This is a genomic window from Promicromonospora aerolata (assembly GCF_042682255.1).
GTDB lineage: Bacteria > Actinomycetota > Actinomycetes > Actinomycetales > Cellulomonadaceae > Promicromonospora > Promicromonospora aerolata.
In genome coordinates, this window is record NZ_JBHUHF010000002.1 from 1 (window position 1) to 15254 (window position 15254).

The window sequence follows — 15254 nt, forward strand, 5'->3', positions numbered from 1 at the left end:
CACGGTGATCGGCTACGAGCCGGTCGTCGACGACGTCAGCCGGTTCGCGGACTTCCTGCCGGTCCCCGAGGCGGAGGGCAGCGCCGTCGTCGTGCTGGACGAGACCACCGTGCTGCTGTCCGCTGCCGCTCCCGGTACCGCGGAGCTGCTGCGCGAGCGGGGTCTGACGGTGCTCACGACGCCGGTCACCGAGTTCGAGAAGCTCGAGGGCTGCGTGACGTGCCTGTCGGTGCGGGTGCGCTGAGGGCGGGTACTGCCGGACCGATGGCTGTGACGCAGGTCACATCACAGGAAGGTGCTTACCCAAAGTAACAAGTTGCGGCCAGCGGGATAATGAACCCGATGCCTCAAACAGCCGACAGTTCGAATCGATCCGATCCTTCGTCCGAGCGCAGCACCTTCGCCTCGATCCGTCGTCTCCGTCCCTACGTCCGCACCGCCCTGCCCCGCCTGGTCGGCGGGCTCGTCGCGTCGCTCGGCGCCAGCCTCATGGCGCTCGCCATCCCCGCCGTGCTCCGGTGGGTCACCGACGGCCCGCTCACGGCGGGTGTCCGCGAGCACGACTGGTCGGGCCTGATCTGGTCCGTCGTGCTGGTCGCCCTGCTCGGCGCGGGGGAGGCAGGCCTGATCCTGCTGCGCCGCACCCTCGTGATGTTCCCCGGCACGCGGGTCGAGGCCGCGATGCGCATGGCACTGTTCCGGCACCTGCAGGACCTGCCGGTCTCGTTCCACGACCGCTGGCCCGGCGGACAGCTGCTGAGCCGCATCATGGGCGACCTCGGCCTGCTGCGCCGCTGGCTCGTGTTCGGCATCCTCCAGCTCGTGGTCAGTTTCGTGACCATCGTCGTGGGTGTCGGCCTGCTCATCGCCACCGGCGGCTGGCTCGGCATCATCTTCCTGTGCGGCGCGATCCCGGTGACCCTCCTGGCGTTCCGGTTCTCCCGCAAGTACCGCAAGATCTCCCGGCTGTCGCAGGACCAGTCCGGCGACCTCGCCACCACCGTCGAGGAGTCGGTCCACGGCATCCGCGTGCTCAAGGCGTTCGGCCGCGGCCGGACGCCCTCGACCAGTTCACCGACCAGGCCGAAGGGCTGCGCGAGACGGAGATCCGCAAGGCGACGACCGACGCGGGCCTGACCGTCGCCCTGCGCGTCATCCCCGAGGTCACCCAGGGGATCGCGCTCGTCGTGGGTGCCTACCTCGTGGCCCAGGGCGACATGACCCTCGGCACCCTCGTCGCGTTCTTCGCCACGGCCGCCGTCATCAACGGCCCCGTCGTCGACCTCGGTATGACGCTGTCGATGACGCTCAACGCGCGCACCGCCGTCGACCGGTTCTTCGAGGTCATGGACACCACCAACCCGATCACGGACCCGGCGGCGCCCGCCGACGTACCCGTCGTCACCGCGGGCGCGCCGGCACGGCGGGCGGGCACGTCGCCTTCCGCGACGTCACGTTCCGCTATGCCGACGCCGCGCGCCCCGTGCTCGACCACGTCGACCTGGAGCTGCCGCCCGGCACCACGACCGCGCTGGTCGGCCTCACCGGCTCCGGCAAGTCGACGCTCGCGATGCTCCCGCCCCGCCTCTTCGACGTGACCGACGGCGTCGTCGAGGTCGACGGCGTCGACGTGCGCGACATGACCCGCGCCCAGGTGCGCGAACGGGTGGCTGTCGCCTTCGAGGACCCGACCCTGTTCTCCGCGTCCGTCCGGGACAACGTGCTGCTCGGCGTCTCCGACACCCTGCCGCAGGCCGAGCGCGAGGCGCTCATGACCCAGGCCCTCGAGGTCGCCCAGGCGCAGTTCGTGCTCGACCTGCCCGACGGCGTGCGCACCCGCATCGGTGAGGAGGGCCTGTCCCTGTCCGGCGGCCAGCGGCAACGCCTCGCCCTGGCCCGGGCCATCGCGGCCCAGCCCCGCGTCCTCGTGCTCGACGACCCGCTGTCCGCGCTCGACGTCACCACCGAGGAGGCCGTCACCGCCCGCCTGCGGGACGTGCTCGTGGCCACGACGACCCTCGTCATCGCGCACCGACCGTCCACGGTCGCGCTCGCCGACCGGGTGGCCGTGCTCCAGGGCGGCCGGATCACCGCCGTCGGCACCCACCACGACCTCCTCGCGAGCGACCCGCACTACCGGTACATCATCTCCAGCCTCGAGGACGACTACGAGGCGCACGACCACGGTCCCGAGCCGGATCGGGAGCCGGATCGGGAGCCGGGTCCGGAGCCGGGGCCCGACCGGACGACGAACCCCGACGAGCGCGACAAGCAGAGCCAGGAGGCGCTGTCATGACGGCAACCACCCAGCCCACCACCGGCCCCGCCGACCGCCGCCGTCCCACCGACGCCGCCGCCGACGACGAGACGAGCCTCGGCAAGGACGCCTCACGCGGGGTCCGGCGACGGTCCATGCACCTGCTCGGCGACCTGCTGCGCCCGCACAAGAAGGCCCTCGCCTGGGCCGCCGTGCTCGTCGTGGCCTCCACCCTCGGTCAGGTCGCCGGACCGTGGCTCGTCGCCGTCGCCATCGACCAGGTCGTGCCCTCCCTCCAGGACGGGTCCGTCACCCCGCTGGTGCTCACCGGCGCCGGATACCTCGGCGCAGCCGTGCTCGGCGGCGTCGCGGCCGTGCCTACGTGCGGGCCGCCGCACGCATCGCGCAGGCCGTGCTGCTCGACCTGCGGCGCCGCGTCTTCCGCCAGACCCAGCGCCTCTCCCTCGAGTTCCACGAGTCGTACACGTCCGGCCGCATCATCTCCCGGCAGACCTCCGACCTGGAGGCGCTGCGCGAGCTGCTCGACGGCGGCCTGACCGGCGTCGTCTCGTCGCTCCTGCTGATGGTGTTCACCTTCGTCAGCCTGCTGCTCATCGACTGGCGCTCCGGCCTCCTGCTCGCCGCCGCGTTCTTCCCCGCCTGGCTGCTCACCCGCTGGTTCCAGCGCATGTCGCAGCGCTTCTACCGCGAGCAACGGACCGCATCGGCCCGGCTCATCGTGAAGTTCGTCGAGACCATGACCGGCATGCGAGCCGTCCAGGCGTTCCGCCGCGAACCCACCACCGAGGCCGACTACCGCCAGCTCGGCGAGGACTACCGCGACGCCAACCTGCAGATCTTCGGCGTCAACGGCCGGTTCCAGCCGGGCCTCATCCTCATCGGCAACATGACCGTCGTCGCGGCGCTCGCGGTGGGTGGCTGGCGGGTGCTGGAGGGCGCGCTGGACGTGGGTGTCCTCGCGGCGGTGCTGCTGTACTGCAAGCGGTTCTTCCAGCCCGTCCAGCAGCTCGGGATGTTCTACAACTCGTTCCAGTCGGCCACGGCCGCGCTGGAGAAGGTGTCCGGCCTGCTGTCCGAGGAGCCCACCGTCACCGAGCCCGCCGACCCGACGCCGCTGCCGAAGGCGGACGGCCGGGCCCGGGGCGAGCTGCGGCTGGACCACGTGCGGTTCCAGTACGGCGACGGCCCGGTGGTGCTGCCCGACCTGGACCTCACGATCCCCGGCGGGCAGACCGTCGCGGTGGTGGGTACCACGGGTGCCGGCAAGTCGACGGTGGCCAAGCTGGTCACCCGGTTCTACGACGCGTCGGCCGGTGCCGTGCGGCTGGACGGCGTGGACGTGCGCGACCTGGCGTCGACCGAGCTGCGTCGAGCGGTCGTCATGGTCACGCAGGAAGCGTATCTGTTCAGCGGTTCCGTGCGGGAGAACATCGCGCTCGGCCGGCCGGGGCGCTACCCAGGAGGAGATCGAGGCGGCGGCGCGGGCGGTGGGCGCGCACGAGTTCGTGCTCGACATGCCCGACGGGTACGACACCGACGTGAACAAGCGCGGCGGACGCGTGTCGGCCGGGCAGCGGCAGCTGCTCTCGTTCGCGCGGGCCTTCCTCGCCGACCCGGTGGTGCTGGTGCTCGACGAGGCGACGTCCTCGCTCGACATGCCCGGTGAGCGGCTCGTGCAGCGCGGTCTGCAGACGCTGCTCGCCGACCGGACGGCGATCATCATCGCGCACCGCCTGTCCACGGTCGCGATCGCGGACCGGGTGCTCGTGATGGAGCACGGGCAGGTCGTCGAGGACGGCACGCCCGACGAGCTGATCGCCGGCAACGGGCAGTATGCGCGGCTGCACGAGGCCTGGCAGGACTCACTGGTCTAGCGGGTCCGGCTGGTCCGGCGGCTCCGACAGGCCGTCGGCGATCGCGGAGAGCGCACGGTCGAGCTCGGCGTCGGTCACACCGCCGAAGCCGAGCACGAACCCGGTCAGGTGCGCGCTGCGGCAGTACTCCGCGAGCAGCTGGAGGTCGAAGCCGGCGGCCCGGGCACCCGCCCGGGCCGCCCGGGCGGACGCGGGGCCGGTGAGCCAGGTCGAGTACATCCCGGCCAGCGGCCCCGCGAGCTCGGCGTGCGGCGCCATGGCGGCGGCGACGCGCGGCGCGCGGTCGGCGTAGACGCGGCGTGCGGTGCGCACGACCTTGTCGGCCCAGCCGTCGCGCAGCAGGGTGAGCAGCGCACGCTGGGTGGGCCACGGCGGGGTGTCGTGGGTGACGGCGCGGCGCCGGACGAGGATCTCGTGGGCGGCCGGCGGGGCGACGAGCCAGCCCAGCCGCAGGCTCGGGCTCACCGACTTGGACGCCGTGCCGAGGTAGGCGACGCGTGACCGGTCGAGGGCCGCGAGGGCGGGGACGGGGGCCACGTCGTACCGGAACTCGGAGTCGTAGTCGTCCTCCACCACCACGGCGTCGGCCTGTCGGGCGGCGGCGAGGAGCGCGAGCCGGTCCGCTGCGGGCATGACGCGACCCAGCGGGTGCTGGTGGGCGGGCGTGACGTAGGCGGCGGCGCAGCCGGCCAGCCCGATGACCGGTGCGAGCGCGGGATGGTCGACGACGGTGCGGCCGGCCGCCCGGACCGTTTCCACGGCCGCGCGGTAGCCGGGGTCCTCCACGAGGACGTCGCCCGGACCGAGCGCCCCGAGGAGCTGGCGCAGGCCGTCCGTCGAGCCGGTCGTCACGAGGATCTCGTCCGGCTCGACGGTGAGGCCGCGGGTGCGGGCCAGCCGCTCGGCGAGGGCGTCGCGCAGCTCGGGGAGGCCGCGCGGGTCGGGGTAACCGCGTGGCGGTCGGGTGGCGGAGACCTCGCGCCACGCCCGCTTCCAGCCCGCGGCGTGGCGCGGGTCGATCCAGGGCGTGCCCGCGTCCAGGCGGACGTACGACGGCTCGCGTGTCGCGGGCCGTGGCGGGGGAGCGGGTGCCGGGAGCGCCTCGCCGGACGCGACGAACGTGCCCGACCCGCGCCGGGTCTGCACCCAGGACTCGGCCAGGAGCTGGTCGTAAGCCTGCTCGACGACGGCGCGCGCCACGCCGAGGTCGGCCGCCAGGGCCCGGCTGGAGGGCAGACGGTCGCCCGTGGTGAGCGTGCCGTCGGTCACCAGCCGGCGGACGGCGGCCGCGAGCTGTGCGGGGAGCGGTTCGGGTCGCGTGCGGTCCAGGTGGACGGGGAGCATGGTCGTCTCCGGTGGGCGCCAGCAAAGTGGCTTGTTCGATCGGCGGCAAAATGGCCCGTGTCCGTGGGCCAGTTTCGGGCCAGGCTAGCGGCATGACGACGCAGCACCTCTCACCCACCTCGCGCACCACCCCGACGCGGGGCCGCCGCAACCGTCAGGTCGACGACCGCCGTCGGCTCATGGCCCTGCTCTCCGACGCGCTCGTCGCGCACCTCGGGATCGTCGCGGGAACGCATCCGGTGGTGCTACCGACGGCCTTCGCCGTGGACGCGGCCGGCCCCGACGACGGTGGCACCCTCTACCTGCACGGATCGGTCGCCGCCGGCTGGCTCGTGCCCGCCCTGGAGCAGGACGTGTGCGTGACCGTGACGGAGCTGGACGGCATGGTCCTGGCGCGGACCGGGTTCCACCACTCGATGAACTACCGGTCGGCGGTGGTGATCGGACGGCCCCGGCAGGTCACGGACCTGGCGGAGCGGGCCGGGCGCTCGACCTGATCGTGGACCACATGATGCCGGGCCGGGCCGCGACGCTCCCGGCCCCGACCCGCAAGGAGCTCGCGGCGACGGCCGTGCTCGCACTGCCCCTCGCGGAGGCCTCGATGAAGCAGCGCGCGGGCGGCGCGTCGCTGGAGCCGGGCGACCTCGAGCTCACCGGGTGGGCCGGGCACGTCCCGCTGCGCCGGGTCGCGGACGAGCCCGTCACCGAGGACTACGTGGCCGATCCGGTACCGGAGTCGGTGCTGCGGCGGGTCGCGGAGCTCGGACGGGCGTGACGGGGGCGGGCTGACCGCTCCGCTGTCAGACGTACGGGTCACTGGCGTGGCCCGTACGTCTGACGTGCTGGGTCGGGGCCTACGCCGCGGGGTAGTACTCGTCGAACGCCTGTGACTCGAGCTGCCAGCCGAAGGACCGGCTGATCTTGCCGTCGGCGATCTCGTAGACGTAGAGCCTCGGCACGACCAGCTCGGGCTTGTCGGTCCGTGCGTGCTTCTCGTGGACGAGCAGAGCGACGACCGCGTCACCGGCGACCAGGACGGTCGGGGGTGCCGCGAACGTGATGTTGCCGCCGCTCAGCTCCTGGAGGCGCCGCATGACCTTCAGCGACTCCTCGGGGCTGCTGGTCTCGCCGGAGAGCTCCGAACGACCCGCGGTGTAGGACGGCTTGTTCTCGGCGTAGAAGCTCGCCATGCGGGCCAGGCCTTCGGGGCCGCCGTCCCCGTAGGCGGCGTAGTAGTCGGTCAGGAGCTGGTGGTTCTCGGATGCCGTTGCCATGTTTCACTCTTCCTTGTTGCCGGGCAACTCCTGCTAGCCGGGTGGCTAAGCGAGTTAGCCGCACGGTCATCGTAGGAGCCGAGATGGTGAGCGTCAACGGGCACCTCGCTCGCCCGGTCGTGCACGGAGCGGGCGGTGATCCCGGCGATCTCGCGGGTGGTCCCCGTAGTGGCGAGCCGAGTCCTATTCGTCGGTGGGCCCGAAGGGGCGATTGGCACGTTGACGAGCACGTGGCGGTCAGAACGGTGGTTCGTCGGGTAAGTGGCGCGCCAGTTCTGCTGTGGCCGGCGAGCCCTGGGCGGACGTTCTGCCAGCCTCGGTCTCGGCACCAGCCCTGGCGTCGGCCCCGGGGCGCCCGAGGCGCGTCCGGATGTCGTCGGTCAGGCTGGTGATGTCGTTGCTGACGCGTCCGGTCAGGTCGGATCGGGGCGCCGTGGCCCCGACAGCCGGCGCGGGAAGCCGGGCGAGCCCCGTGGTCCCGGGCGTGTCCGTCGGATCGGTGATCGTGGGTGGGCGGGTGTAGAGGTGCCCGGTGGGTGCGGTCCACGTCGTGACGCCGGTCGCGGGGTCACGCACGGGGGTCCAGCCGTGGTGGGTCTTGGCCAGGTGATGTGCCCGGCAGAGGGGCTGGAGGTTCTGAGCGCGCGTCTGTCCGGGGGCGCCGAATGGTCGGGTGGCCGGGTCGAGACCGTGGTCGAAGGGGACGATGTGATCCAGGTCGGCCCAGCGGCCATGTCGGTCGCACTGCGGGAAGCTGCACGTCTCGTCGCGGGCGATCACAGCTTGACGGAGGACCTTGCCGGGCTGGTACGTGGTGGTCGAGTAGTCGGTCAGGATCCCGCTGACCGGGTCGGTGACCAGCCGCTGCCAGGTGGCGTCGGTAGCGATCTGCGCGGCCAGGCCGGCCGGGATCGGCCCGTAGGCGTCCAGCTGTCCGGGGGTCTCGTCGAGACCCAGGAGCATGCTGGCCGGGACCGTGACGCGGATCTGTGGCTTGACCGGGATCACCCGCACGCCTGCTCCGTCGCAGGTGCACCCACCACAGGTGCATCCCGACGCGGGCACTGTCGTGCGAGGCGGTAGCGAACCCTCTCGGTCCGGAGTGGTGCCGTGCCCGGTCGTATCAGCCGGCGCCGGGCCGCACGGGGCCTGGGGCGGGACGACGAGGCGGCCGGTCGTGATCGCCACCAGAGCATCGGCGCGTGCCTGGGCCAGGGTCCGGGTGGCCCCGGGCGCACGGCGGAGGGCGTGGGCGGCCTGCTCGATCGCGTCCCAGACCGCTGCGGCATCGGTCGCCGGGAGGTTCGCGCTGAGCCACGCCATCGCATTGTCCGCCGGGTCCAGGAACACCGCACGGCGTCTCATCGCCTGCTTGGTCACCTCCGCCGTACCGTGCAGACGGTTGGCGAACTGGTTCATCTTGTCCCGCAGCCACCGACGGGTGCGGTCGGGTGCCTGCGGCAGGTACCGCGTGATCGCCTCCTCGCGCTCCTCGGTGCTCAACGGGTTCCCGCTGCGCAGCAGGATGTCGGCCTTCGCGGTATCGATCACCGCATCGTGCAGGGCGGTCAGGACCTGCGGGTGCTCGGCCAGACCCGCGCCCCGGGCAAGGTGCCTGTTCGCCTCGCCCTGGGGCACCCGGAGACGCGCGCTGATCTCCGCAGCGGCCGCGTTGTGCTCCTCGGTCCACGTCCTGCGCCGGGCGATCTCACCGAGCGCTCGTGACTGCATGGCCGTCGCCCAGGAGACCACCTCCTGCCACCGCGCCGCCACGTCCAGCAGTGCCTCGTCCTGCAGGACGGCCACCTCCAGGCCGGCCAGCACCTCCACGAGCCCGGCGCCGACCACCGGACCCTCCAGCCCCGCCCCGGACGTCACCGCGCCGCGTTCGGCCCGAGCCCCGTCGGCCCTGGCGGCGCCGCCGGCATCGGCGACACCGGCAGGCGTCGGCGCGGCGCTCGCGGCCGGGCCGTGCCCGCGCCACGTCACGGTCGCCGAGGGTAGGGCGCCTTTACCGTCCAGACGGACCCCGTCCCAGCTCCAGGTGGACGGCAAGGACGTCACCGATGCCGGCTCTCGACCGGGTCCCGGGCCGTGCTGCGGGATGGGGGTCGAGTGCAGGACGCGGGCCAGCGACCGTTCGACCGCAGTGTGGAGGTGACCGTTCCGGTCGGTGTCCACGTTCATCGGTACGCCCCCTCTCCTCCAGGCCACTCTCAGCCGCTAGTCCAACCAAATACGTCATGACATAGAACGTATGTGCGATCAAAGAGATCCGCATCCCCAGATCCAAAGATGTGGATAACCCGCGGGCTCCGTCAGAGCGGCGCGCCGCCGCCCGACTCCGAGGCACCGAACCTCGAACGCACCCCGACCCTAGCCATGCCCTCCGACACCCGACGGCCCGCAGCGCCCCGCCCTCACCCTCGCCCCACCCCGCCGCCGCCCCGGCGACCGCTGCTAGCATCCCGTCCGTGACTCCCCACCGTTCCGTCCTGCCGCCCCCGGTCGTCTGACCGGAGCGGCACCACGACCGGCCCGCGCGGGCCGGCGCCGGGGTGTGCTCCACGACGATTCCCCGTCCCACGAAACGGGCCGGCGCGTCCCGTGCCGGCCAGGAGCACACATGTCATCCACGCGAACCGGGCTGTTCTCCGTGTGCCTTGCCGGGATCCTCTGGGGCACCGGCGGCCTCGCCCTCGAGATCCTTCGTGACCACTCGTCGATGTCCGTCCTCACGGTCAGCGCGTACCGCATGCTCATTGCCGCGATCGCGCTGGTCGCTGCGTCCCTCGTCCTGCGGCGAGGGGCGCAGCTCGTCGCGCTGGCGCGGGCGCACCCCGGGCGGGCGGCCGCCGTCGGGCTCGGGACCGGGGTATATCAGGCCCTCTATTTCGGGTCCGTGGCCACGGCCGGGGTCACCGTCGCCACCGTCGTCAGCCTGGGGCTGGCGCCGGTCATCCTCGCGGTCGTCGACCTCGTCCGGGCCCGACGCCGGACGGCCGCCCGCGGCACCGTCCGCCTGACCGTGGTCGTCGGCGCCGCCCTGTCGGGTCTCGTGCTGGTCAGTGCGGCGTCAGGTGCGAGCGCCGTCGGCCCGCGGCCCGTGCTCGGCCTCGTGCTGGCCGTCGCCTCCGGCTCCGTGTACGCGGCGACGACGGCGCTCGGCGGCACCCTGCTGGCGTCGGACGGCGTGGACCCGCTCGCCCTGACGACCGTGGCGACGACGGCGGGCGCCGTCGGACTCGTCCCGGTGGCGTTGTGGGGTGGGGGTCCGTTCGTCACGAGCGACCCGACGACGCTCGTCACCCTCGCCTACCTCGGGATCTTCACGATGGCGCTGGCGTACGGGCTGTTCTACGCGGGGCTGCGCACGACGCGCAGCGGTGCGGCGGTGGTGGCGACCCTGCTGGAACCGGTGACGGCAGCGATCGCGGCCGCCGTCGTGCTGGGGGAGCGGCTCGGCGTGACGGGGATCGTCGGGTCCGTACTGATCCTGGCCGCCGTGGCGGGGCTGGACGAATAGCCGGCAGTGCGGCAGCAGCACTGCCCGGCAGCGCTGCCGGCCGCCTCAGGCGTAGGACCAGCGTCCGTCCTGGTGCGGCCCCGGCCGCGCCGGGACGGGGGCGCCGCGTTCGACGGCGGCCACCTGGCCGGTGTTGTACTGGTCGGCGATGTACTGGCTGAACTGGCCCGAGTCGGCGGTGTGCGCGTTGTCCACGTAGTCGTACCGGTTGCGCCCGCCGGATGCCTCGTAGCCGCCTGCCGGAAGGGAGGCGGACGGCTCGGCCGGTGCGGCGGTGTAGGCACCGGTGCCGTAGCCCTGCGGCTGGCCGGAGCCGTAGTCCAGCTCCGAGCCCGCCGGGTACCGGGTCTCGTAGCCGGCCTGCTGGTACGCCGCCCGCGCCGGCGCCGTGCTCTCGTGCAGCCCGCCCGCGTACCCGGGCTCCGGCGTGGGCCGGTACGCCGGGTAGGCGCCGGTGTCGACGCGCTGCGCGGTCGGCTCCCACCGGTCGGTCTGCGGGTTGGGCGCGTCGAACGACGGGACACCCTGGCCGGCGACGTTCTGACCGCCCGCGCTCGGCGCCCCGGCGAGCTGCTGGGCGGCGAACAGGGCGGATGCGCCGGCGTCGGGCTGCACGCCGTTCAGCTCGCCGTGGATGCGCCCGGCGAGGTTCGCGGCGATGGCGAAGCGCAGCGGCGCGAGCGAGTCCACGGACATCGTGCCGGTGACCGCGGGAGGAGGCAGGAAGGCGAAGACCTCGTCGTCGTCGAGGCGCAGGCCCTGGCCGAGTGCGGTGCTCAGCGTCTCCTCGAGGAGGTACTCCGCGCGCCCGTCGGGGCGCTCGAGCTCGGCGAACATGTCGTCCATGGAGCCCCAGAGCCGCTCGAGCGTGCCCTCGACCGTGTCGAGGAACCACCAGCCGTCGGCGGACTCCAGAAACATGTCGCCGAAGCAGGACGCGAAGCGGGGGGTCTTGTCACCGGTCCCGATCCACGACCAGGACGACAGCGCGAACGCGAACTCGTAGGCGTCAGGTGCGAATTCTCGGATCAGGTGCACCTTGCGAATGTTGCCATGCTCACACTCCGAGCAAAAGAGGCGTACTGGACACGTAACGATTCGGCCGGGGTGAAATGGTCAAGTGTTTTCTTGCCGGAAACACGTGGCGGCCGCTCCGGGACGCCGTTACCGTCCCGCCATGGAGAGCAGCAGGCACGACGACGGCGGCAGCCGGGAGCGCACGCGGGACCCGGCAAGCCCCCGCACGGCCGGTCCGCACACCACCGAACAGCGCCTGGTCGACGACCGGGTCCAGGAGTACTACGCCGGACGGACCGGCTGGGACGAGCACTCCCGGCTCACCGCCGGCACCGCGCAGGGTCCCGTGGAGCACATCAGGACCCAGGAGCTGGTGCGGCAGCGGCTCGCGCCGGGCGCCCGGGTGCTCGACGTCGGTGGCGCCACCGGCGCGCACGCCGCGCCGCTGGCCGCCGACGGGTACGACGTGCTGCTCGTCGACCCGGTCCCCGCCCAGGTCGCGCGCGCCGCGGCGCACGGGACGTTCGAGGCGCGCGTCGGCGACGCACGGGATCTGGCGGCCGTGGGCCCGGAGCTGGCGGACGGCTCGTTCGACGCCGTGCTCCTGCTGGGTCCGCTGTACCACCTCGCGACCCGCGAGGTCCGGCTGCGTGCTCTCCGCGAGGCCGTGCGCGTGACCCGGCCGGGCGGCACCGTGGCGGCGGCCGCCATCACCCGGCTGGCCGCACTGGTCGGCGGCGGGTACGAGCAGTTCGCCCCGTCTGCCTGGCAGGCGGTGCTGGAGCACGGCGCGGCGCCGGACGACATCCCCTTCCCGGCCGCCCACTTCCACGACGCCGCGGAGCTCGCGGCCGAGGCGGCCGAGGCCGGGCTGGCCGACGTCGTCGTGCACGGCATCGAAGGGCCGGCCGGCGGGGCGCTGGAACGGGTGCCGCTCGACGCCCCCGAGGCGCCCGAGCTCATCCAGGCCGCGCTCACGCTCGCCCGGTCGCTGTCGACCACTCCCGGGGTGCCGGACATGAGCCAGCACATCCTGGCGGTCGGTACGGTCATGCCATGAGCTCACAGCCGGACCGTGCCACCGTGCCCAGGACCGAACCACCGCAGGTCGCCGACGAGGTCACGACACTGCGGTCGTTCATCGACTTCTACCGCGCCACGATCCGGCGGCAGTGCGAAGGCCTGACGCCGGAACAGCTGCGCACGCCGCTCCCGCCGTCGACCATGACGCTGGCCGGGATGCTCAAGCACCTCGCGTACGTCGAGGACGTCTGGTTCAACGTCCGGCTGGCCGGCAACGAGCCGGCCCCGCCGTGGGACACCGTGGACTGGGCGGCCGACGACGACTGGGACTGGCACAGCGCCCTCGACGACACGCCCGAGCAGCTCACCAGCGTGTTCGACGGCGCGGTCGCGGTCTCGGAGCGGATCCTCGACCAGGTGCTGGCAGAGGCGCCGCCGTCCGGCGAGGGTGCCCTGGACCGCATCGCCGTGCGCGCGGGGCGTCGCGGGCCGATCTCCCTGCGCTGGATCCTCGTGCACATGGTCGAGGAGTACAGCAGGCACGCGGGCCACGCCGACCTGCTGCGCGAGGCCCTGGACGGCGCCACCGACATCTGAGCGGCGCGGGCCGGGCCAGGCCGGTTCAGAGCAGGAACCACGCGTAGTCGGCGGCCTCGAGCACGATCCAGAACCGGAAGAACCGGCCGACCAGGCCGGTGCCGACGAACAGCCACATCCGGACGCGCAGCACGCCCGCGACCACCGACATCACCATGAACGGCGGCAGCCCGGCGAACGCGGAGGCGAGCAGGATCATCCCCGTGTAGACCGGGCGGCCGTCGGTACGGTCGCGCCAGCGGGTCATGGCGGCGGCGGCCCGGGGCGACTCCAGCTTGCGGCGCAGCCACGGCAGGCGGGTGGTCCCGCACCGGCCCAGTACCAGAGCAGCTTGCCGGTGACCTGGCCGGCCGCGGCCACGGCGGCGAGGACCACGCTGGGATAGGTGTCGTCGACCGCGGCGACCGCCAGGTATGCCTCGAGCGCCAGGAAGGCGGCCACGGCGGCGCCCGCGGAGTAGAAGAAGGTGGACAGCAGGAGCATCGGGCCGGAGTCTGTTCTCAGCCGGCCGGGCGCGGGTGGGTGGCCTGGGTCACAGTGGGACGTTAGCGCCCGCGGCGACGAGCTGCCGAATCAGGGCCTCGGCGGGCGGCGCCGGCGGGCCCACCGTGAGCGCCATGACCCGACGCACCGCACCCGGCAGGGGAGCGGTGGCTATGCCGGGGTGCCGATGGGCACGCAGGGTGAGCCCGGGCAGCAGGCTCACGCCGGCACCGGCGGCGACCAGGGCCTGGACCGCCACGTAGTCGTCGGTCTCGAAGGCGATGCGCGGGGCGAAACCCACGGCCGCACAGCGGGCGACCATGTCGGCCCGGCACCGTTCGCAGCCGGCGATCCACTCCGCGTCGTCGAGCACCTTCAGGTCCGGGACGTATCCCGGGACCGGCGCCGCCTCGAGGTCGGCCGCGGTCACGAGGTGCACCGGGTCGTCGAGGATCGTCGTGGCCTCGTAGCGCGAGAGGTCCTCCATCGAGCGGGCGTGCCGCACGTCGATGTGCTCGAACACGAGCGCGACGTCGACCGCACCCGACTGCAGCGCGGCGAGGGCGTCGGGCGGCTCGTGCTCGACGAGGCCGACGGAGAGCCCGGGATGTTCCTGCTGGAGCCGCGCGACGGCGTCGGGCACGACGGTGGCGAGGGCGGAGGGGAAGGCGGCGAGGCGGGCGCGGCCCGCGCGGAGGCCGGCGAGCGCGTCGAGCTCACGGCGTGCGCCCTCGACGCGGCCGAGGATCTCCTCGGCGCGGTTGGCGAGCAGGCGGCCGGCCTCGGTGAGGCGGACGCCGCGGCCGTGTCGCTGGAGCAGGGGGAGGCCGGCGTCGGCCTCGAGGCGGGACAGGTGGTGGCTCACCGACGGCTGTGCGTAGTGCAGCTCCTTCGCCGCCGCCGTGACGGAGCCGGTACGGGCGACCGCCGCGAGGACGCGCAGCCGGGTGAGGTCGAGCTCTGCGGTCATGTCTCCAGGCTAACGCAGAAAGATAGGCACTATCGATCGAATGTCTTCGTAACAGGTATTGGACCTATGGGTCATGTCGGGGTCACGCTGGACCCATGACGCTCGCGACGCTCCCGGTATCCCTCCCGTCGGCGACCCGCCCGACCATCGCCGACGTGCTCGCCGCCCAGGCCCGGCTGGACGGCACGGTGATCCGTACCCCGGTGGGGGAGTACGCGGAGCTGGACCGTGCCACCGACGCCGCGATCGTCGTCAAGCACGAGAACCTGCAGCGCACCGGGGCGTTCAAGGCCCGTGGGGCGAGCAACCTGCTGCTGGCGATGTCCGACGCCGAGCGCGCCCGCGGCGTCGTCGCCCTACTCCACCGGCAACCACGCCCAGGGCGTCGCCTACGCAGCGCGCCCTGACCGGTACCTCGTGCACCATCGTCATGCCCGACGACCCCAACCCCGTGAAGCTGCGCGCCGTGCTCGACCAGGGTGCCGACGTGCTGCTGCACGGTGCGAACTTCGACGACGCCCGCGCCCAGGCCACCGCGCTCGCCCACGACTCGGGCGCCCGGCTCGTGGGTGCGGCGAACGAACCGGACATCATCGCGGGCGTCGGCACCCTCTACCTCGAGCTGTTCCAGCAGGCGCCCGGTCTCGACGTGCTCGTCGTACCCGTCGGGGGCGGGTCGGGCGCGGCCGCGGCGAGCCTCGTCGCCGCCGCCGTCGCCCCGCACACCGAGGTCATCGGCGTCCAGTCCGCCGGCTCGCCCGCCGCACACGACTCCTGGCACACCGGCACGCTCGTCGAGCGTGACAACGCCACCCGCGCCGAGGGCCCTCGCCGTCGGCTGCGGGTTCGAGGTCACGCAGGCCCTGAT

18 protein-coding genes and 2 pseudogenes are annotated in these 15254 nt (G+C 73.2%); 13 read left to right on the forward strand and 7 right to left on the reverse strand.

The window, feature by feature from the left end; genetic code table 11:
* The 6 genes and pseudogenes from ACFSL2_RS26720 to ACFSL2_RS26745 form a co-directional block, all read left to right on the forward strand.
* Positions 1-244: pseudogene (locus ACFSL2_RS26720) on the forward strand (N(G),N(G)-dimethylarginine dimethylaminohydrolase); the annotation flags it as partial.
* Positions 245-342: 98 nt separating this feature from the next.
* Positions 343-1137 carry an ABC transporter transmembrane domain-containing protein gene (locus ACFSL2_RS26725; protein ID WP_377200906.1) on the forward strand — a complete coding sequence of 265 codons (795 nt, stop codon included), beginning with the start codon at positions 343-345 and terminating at the stop codon, positions 1135-1137.
* Positions 1107-1598 carry a 6TM ABC transporter family protein gene (locus ACFSL2_RS26730; protein WP_377200915.1) on the forward strand — a complete coding sequence of 164 codons (492 nt, stop codon included), beginning with the start codon at positions 1107-1109 and terminating at the stop codon, positions 1596-1598. The genes ACFSL2_RS26725 and ACFSL2_RS26730 overlap by 31 nt, the downstream gene beginning before the upstream one ends.
* Positions 1484-2296, forward strand: coding sequence for an ATP-binding cassette domain-containing protein (locus ACFSL2_RS26735; protein ID WP_377200907.1), 813 nt, complete (start codon positions 1484-1486; stop codon positions 2294-2296). The genes ACFSL2_RS26730 and ACFSL2_RS26735 overlap by 115 nt, the downstream gene beginning before the upstream one ends.
* Positions 2297-2669: 373 nt before the next feature.
* Positions 2670-3864: pseudogene (locus ACFSL2_RS26740) on the forward strand (ABC transporter ATP-binding protein); the annotation flags it as partial.
* Between the two features lie 39 nt (positions 3865-3903).
* Positions 3904-4152 (forward strand): hypothetical protein, encoded by a 249-nt coding sequence (locus ACFSL2_RS26745; RefSeq protein WP_377200916.1) that lies wholly within the window; start codon positions 3904-3906, stop codon positions 4150-4152.
* On the opposite strand, the gene pdxR is transcribed toward ACFSL2_RS26745, so the two are convergent.
* Positions 4141-5496 (reverse strand): MocR-like pyridoxine biosynthesis transcription factor PdxR, encoded by a 1356-nt coding sequence (gene pdxR, locus ACFSL2_RS26750; RefSeq protein WP_377196751.1) that lies wholly within the window; start codon positions 5494-5496, stop codon positions 4141-4143. The genes ACFSL2_RS26745 and pdxR overlap by 12 nt on opposite strands.
* A gap of 92 nt (positions 5497-5588) precedes the next feature.
* On the opposite strand from pdxR, the gene ACFSL2_RS26755 reads away from it, so the two are divergent.
* Together ACFSL2_RS26755 and ACFSL2_RS26760 are read left to right on the forward strand one after the other, a co-directional pair.
* Entirely contained in the window at positions 5589-5993 is a 405-nt protein-coding gene (locus ACFSL2_RS26755) for a pyridoxamine 5'-phosphate oxidase family protein (protein ID WP_377200908.1), read from the forward strand.
* 11 nt (positions 5994-6004) lie between these two features.
* Positions 6005-6271 (forward strand): hypothetical protein, encoded by a 267-nt coding sequence (locus ACFSL2_RS26760; protein WP_377200909.1) that lies wholly within the window; start codon positions 6005-6007, stop codon positions 6269-6271.
* A 79-nt stretch (positions 6272-6350) separates the two neighbouring features.
* Here the strand turns inward: ACFSL2_RS26760 and ACFSL2_RS26765 are convergent, their stop codons facing one another.
* A complete protein-coding gene (locus ACFSL2_RS26765) occupies positions 6351-6770 on the reverse strand; it encodes a nuclear transport factor 2 family protein (protein WP_377196749.1) in 420 nt (139 codons plus the stop codon).
* A 237-nt stretch (positions 6771-7007) separates the two neighbouring features.
* Positions 7008-8759: an HNH endonuclease signature motif containing protein gene (locus ACFSL2_RS26770; RefSeq protein ID WP_377196748.1), complete on the reverse strand. Its 1752-nt coding sequence runs from the start codon at positions 8757-8759 to the stop codon at positions 7008-7010.
* A gap of 637 nt (positions 8760-9396) precedes the next feature.
* Here ACFSL2_RS26770 and ACFSL2_RS26775 point away from each other — a divergent pair.
* The gene (locus tag ACFSL2_RS26775) at positions 9397-10296 is read left to right on the forward strand and encodes a DMT family transporter (RefSeq protein ID WP_377196747.1); all 900 of its coding nucleotides are present in this window, start codon (positions 9397-9399) and stop codon (positions 10294-10296) included.
* 45 nt (positions 10297-10341) lie between these two features.
* On the opposite strand, the gene ACFSL2_RS26780 is transcribed toward ACFSL2_RS26775, so the two are convergent.
* The gene (locus ACFSL2_RS26780; protein ID WP_377200910.1) at positions 10342-11334 is read right to left on the reverse strand and encodes a hypothetical protein; all 993 of its coding nucleotides are present in this window, start codon (positions 11332-11334) and stop codon (positions 10342-10344) included.
* 139 nt (positions 11335-11473) lie between these two features.
* Between ACFSL2_RS26780 and ACFSL2_RS26785 the strand changes: the two genes are divergently transcribed.
* Positions 11474-12373, forward strand: coding sequence for a class I SAM-dependent methyltransferase (locus ACFSL2_RS26785; protein ID WP_377196745.1), 900 nt, complete (start codon positions 11474-11476; stop codon positions 12371-12373).
* Positions 12370-12933, forward strand: coding sequence for a DinB family protein (locus tag ACFSL2_RS26790; RefSeq protein ID WP_377196744.1), 564 nt, complete (start codon positions 12370-12372; stop codon positions 12931-12933). The genes ACFSL2_RS26785 and ACFSL2_RS26790 overlap by 4 nt, the downstream gene beginning before the upstream one ends.
* Positions 12934-12958: 25 nt before the next feature.
* Here ACFSL2_RS26790 and ACFSL2_RS26795 read toward each other — a convergent pair whose 3' ends face one another.
* From ACFSL2_RS26795 to ACFSL2_RS26805, 3 genes are read right to left on the reverse strand one after another with little or no spacing between them, the layout of a single operon-like run.
* Complete coding sequence (locus tag ACFSL2_RS26795; RefSeq protein ID WP_377200911.1) at positions 12959-13180, reverse strand: hypothetical protein; 222 nt, start codon at positions 13178-13180, stop codon at positions 12959-12961.
* Positions 13177-13416, reverse strand: a complete 240-nt coding sequence (locus ACFSL2_RS26800; RefSeq protein ID WP_377200912.1) for a hypothetical protein — start codon at positions 13414-13416, stop codon at positions 13177-13179. Before ACFSL2_RS26800 ends, ACFSL2_RS26795 begins: the two co-directional genes overlap by 4 nt.
* 49 nt (positions 13417-13465) lie before the next feature.
* The gene (locus ACFSL2_RS26805) at positions 13466-14386 is read right to left on the reverse strand and encodes a LysR family transcriptional regulator (RefSeq protein ID WP_377196742.1); all 921 of its coding nucleotides are present in this window, start codon (positions 14384-14386) and stop codon (positions 13466-13468) included.
* A 95-nt stretch (positions 14387-14481) separates the two neighbouring features.
* On the opposite strand from ACFSL2_RS26805, the gene ACFSL2_RS26810 reads away from it, so the two are divergent.
* Both ACFSL2_RS26810 and ACFSL2_RS26815 read left to right on the forward strand, forming a co-directional pair.
* Positions 14482-14793: a pyridoxal-phosphate dependent enzyme gene (locus ACFSL2_RS26810; protein ID WP_377200913.1), complete on the forward strand. Its 312-nt coding sequence runs from the start codon at positions 14482-14484 to the stop codon at positions 14791-14793.
* 23 nt (positions 14794-14816) lie between these two features.
* On the forward strand, positions 14817-15254 hold a 438-nt coding region (locus ACFSL2_RS26815; RefSeq protein ID WP_377200914.1), incomplete at its 3' end, for a pyridoxal-phosphate dependent enzyme.

Bases quoted from the DNA above. Each gene is read 5' to 3' on its own strand.
- ACFSL2_RS26800 (WP_377200912.1), bottom strand. From the start codon at position 13,416: ATGCTCCTGCTGTCCACCTTCTTCTACTCCGCGGGCGCCGCCGTGGCC.
- ACFSL2_RS26810 (WP_377200913.1), top strand. From the start codon at position 14,482: ATGACGCTCGCGACGCTCCCGGTATCCCTCCCGTCGGCGACCCGCCCG.
- ACFSL2_RS26790 (WP_377196744.1), top strand. From the start codon at position 12,370: ATGAGCTCACAGCCGGACCGTGCCACCGTGCCCAGGACCGAACCACCG.
- pdxR (WP_377196751.1), bottom strand. From the start codon at position 5,496: ATGCTCCCCGTCCACCTGGACCGCACGCGACCCGAACCGCTCCCCGCA.
- ACFSL2_RS26795 (WP_377200911.1), bottom strand. From the start codon at position 13,180: ATGACCCGCTGGCGCGACCGTACCGACGGCCGCCCGGTCTACACGGGG.
- ACFSL2_RS26755 (WP_377200908.1), top strand. From the start codon at position 5,589: ATGACGACGCAGCACCTCTCACCCACCTCGCGCACCACCCCGACGCGG.
- ACFSL2_RS26775 (WP_377196747.1), top strand. From the start codon at position 9,397: ATGTCATCCACGCGAACCGGGCTGTTCTCCGTGTGCCTTGCCGGGATC.
- ACFSL2_RS26805 (WP_377196742.1), bottom strand. From the start codon at position 14,386: ATGACCGCAGAGCTCGACCTCACCCGGCTGCGCGTCCTCGCGGCGGTC.
- ACFSL2_RS26785 (WP_377196745.1), top strand. From the start codon at position 11,474: ATGGAGAGCAGCAGGCACGACGACGGCGGCAGCCGGGAGCGCACGCGG.
- ACFSL2_RS26725 (WP_377200906.1), top strand. From the start codon at position 343: ATGCCTCAAACAGCCGACAGTTCGAATCGATCCGATCCTTCGTCCGAG.
- ACFSL2_RS26760 (WP_377200909.1), top strand. From the start codon at position 6,005: ATGATGCCGGGCCGGGCCGCGACGCTCCCGGCCCCGACCCGCAAGGAG.
- ACFSL2_RS26765 (WP_377196749.1), bottom strand. From the start codon at position 6,770: ATGGCAACGGCATCCGAGAACCACCAGCTCCTGACCGACTACTACGCC.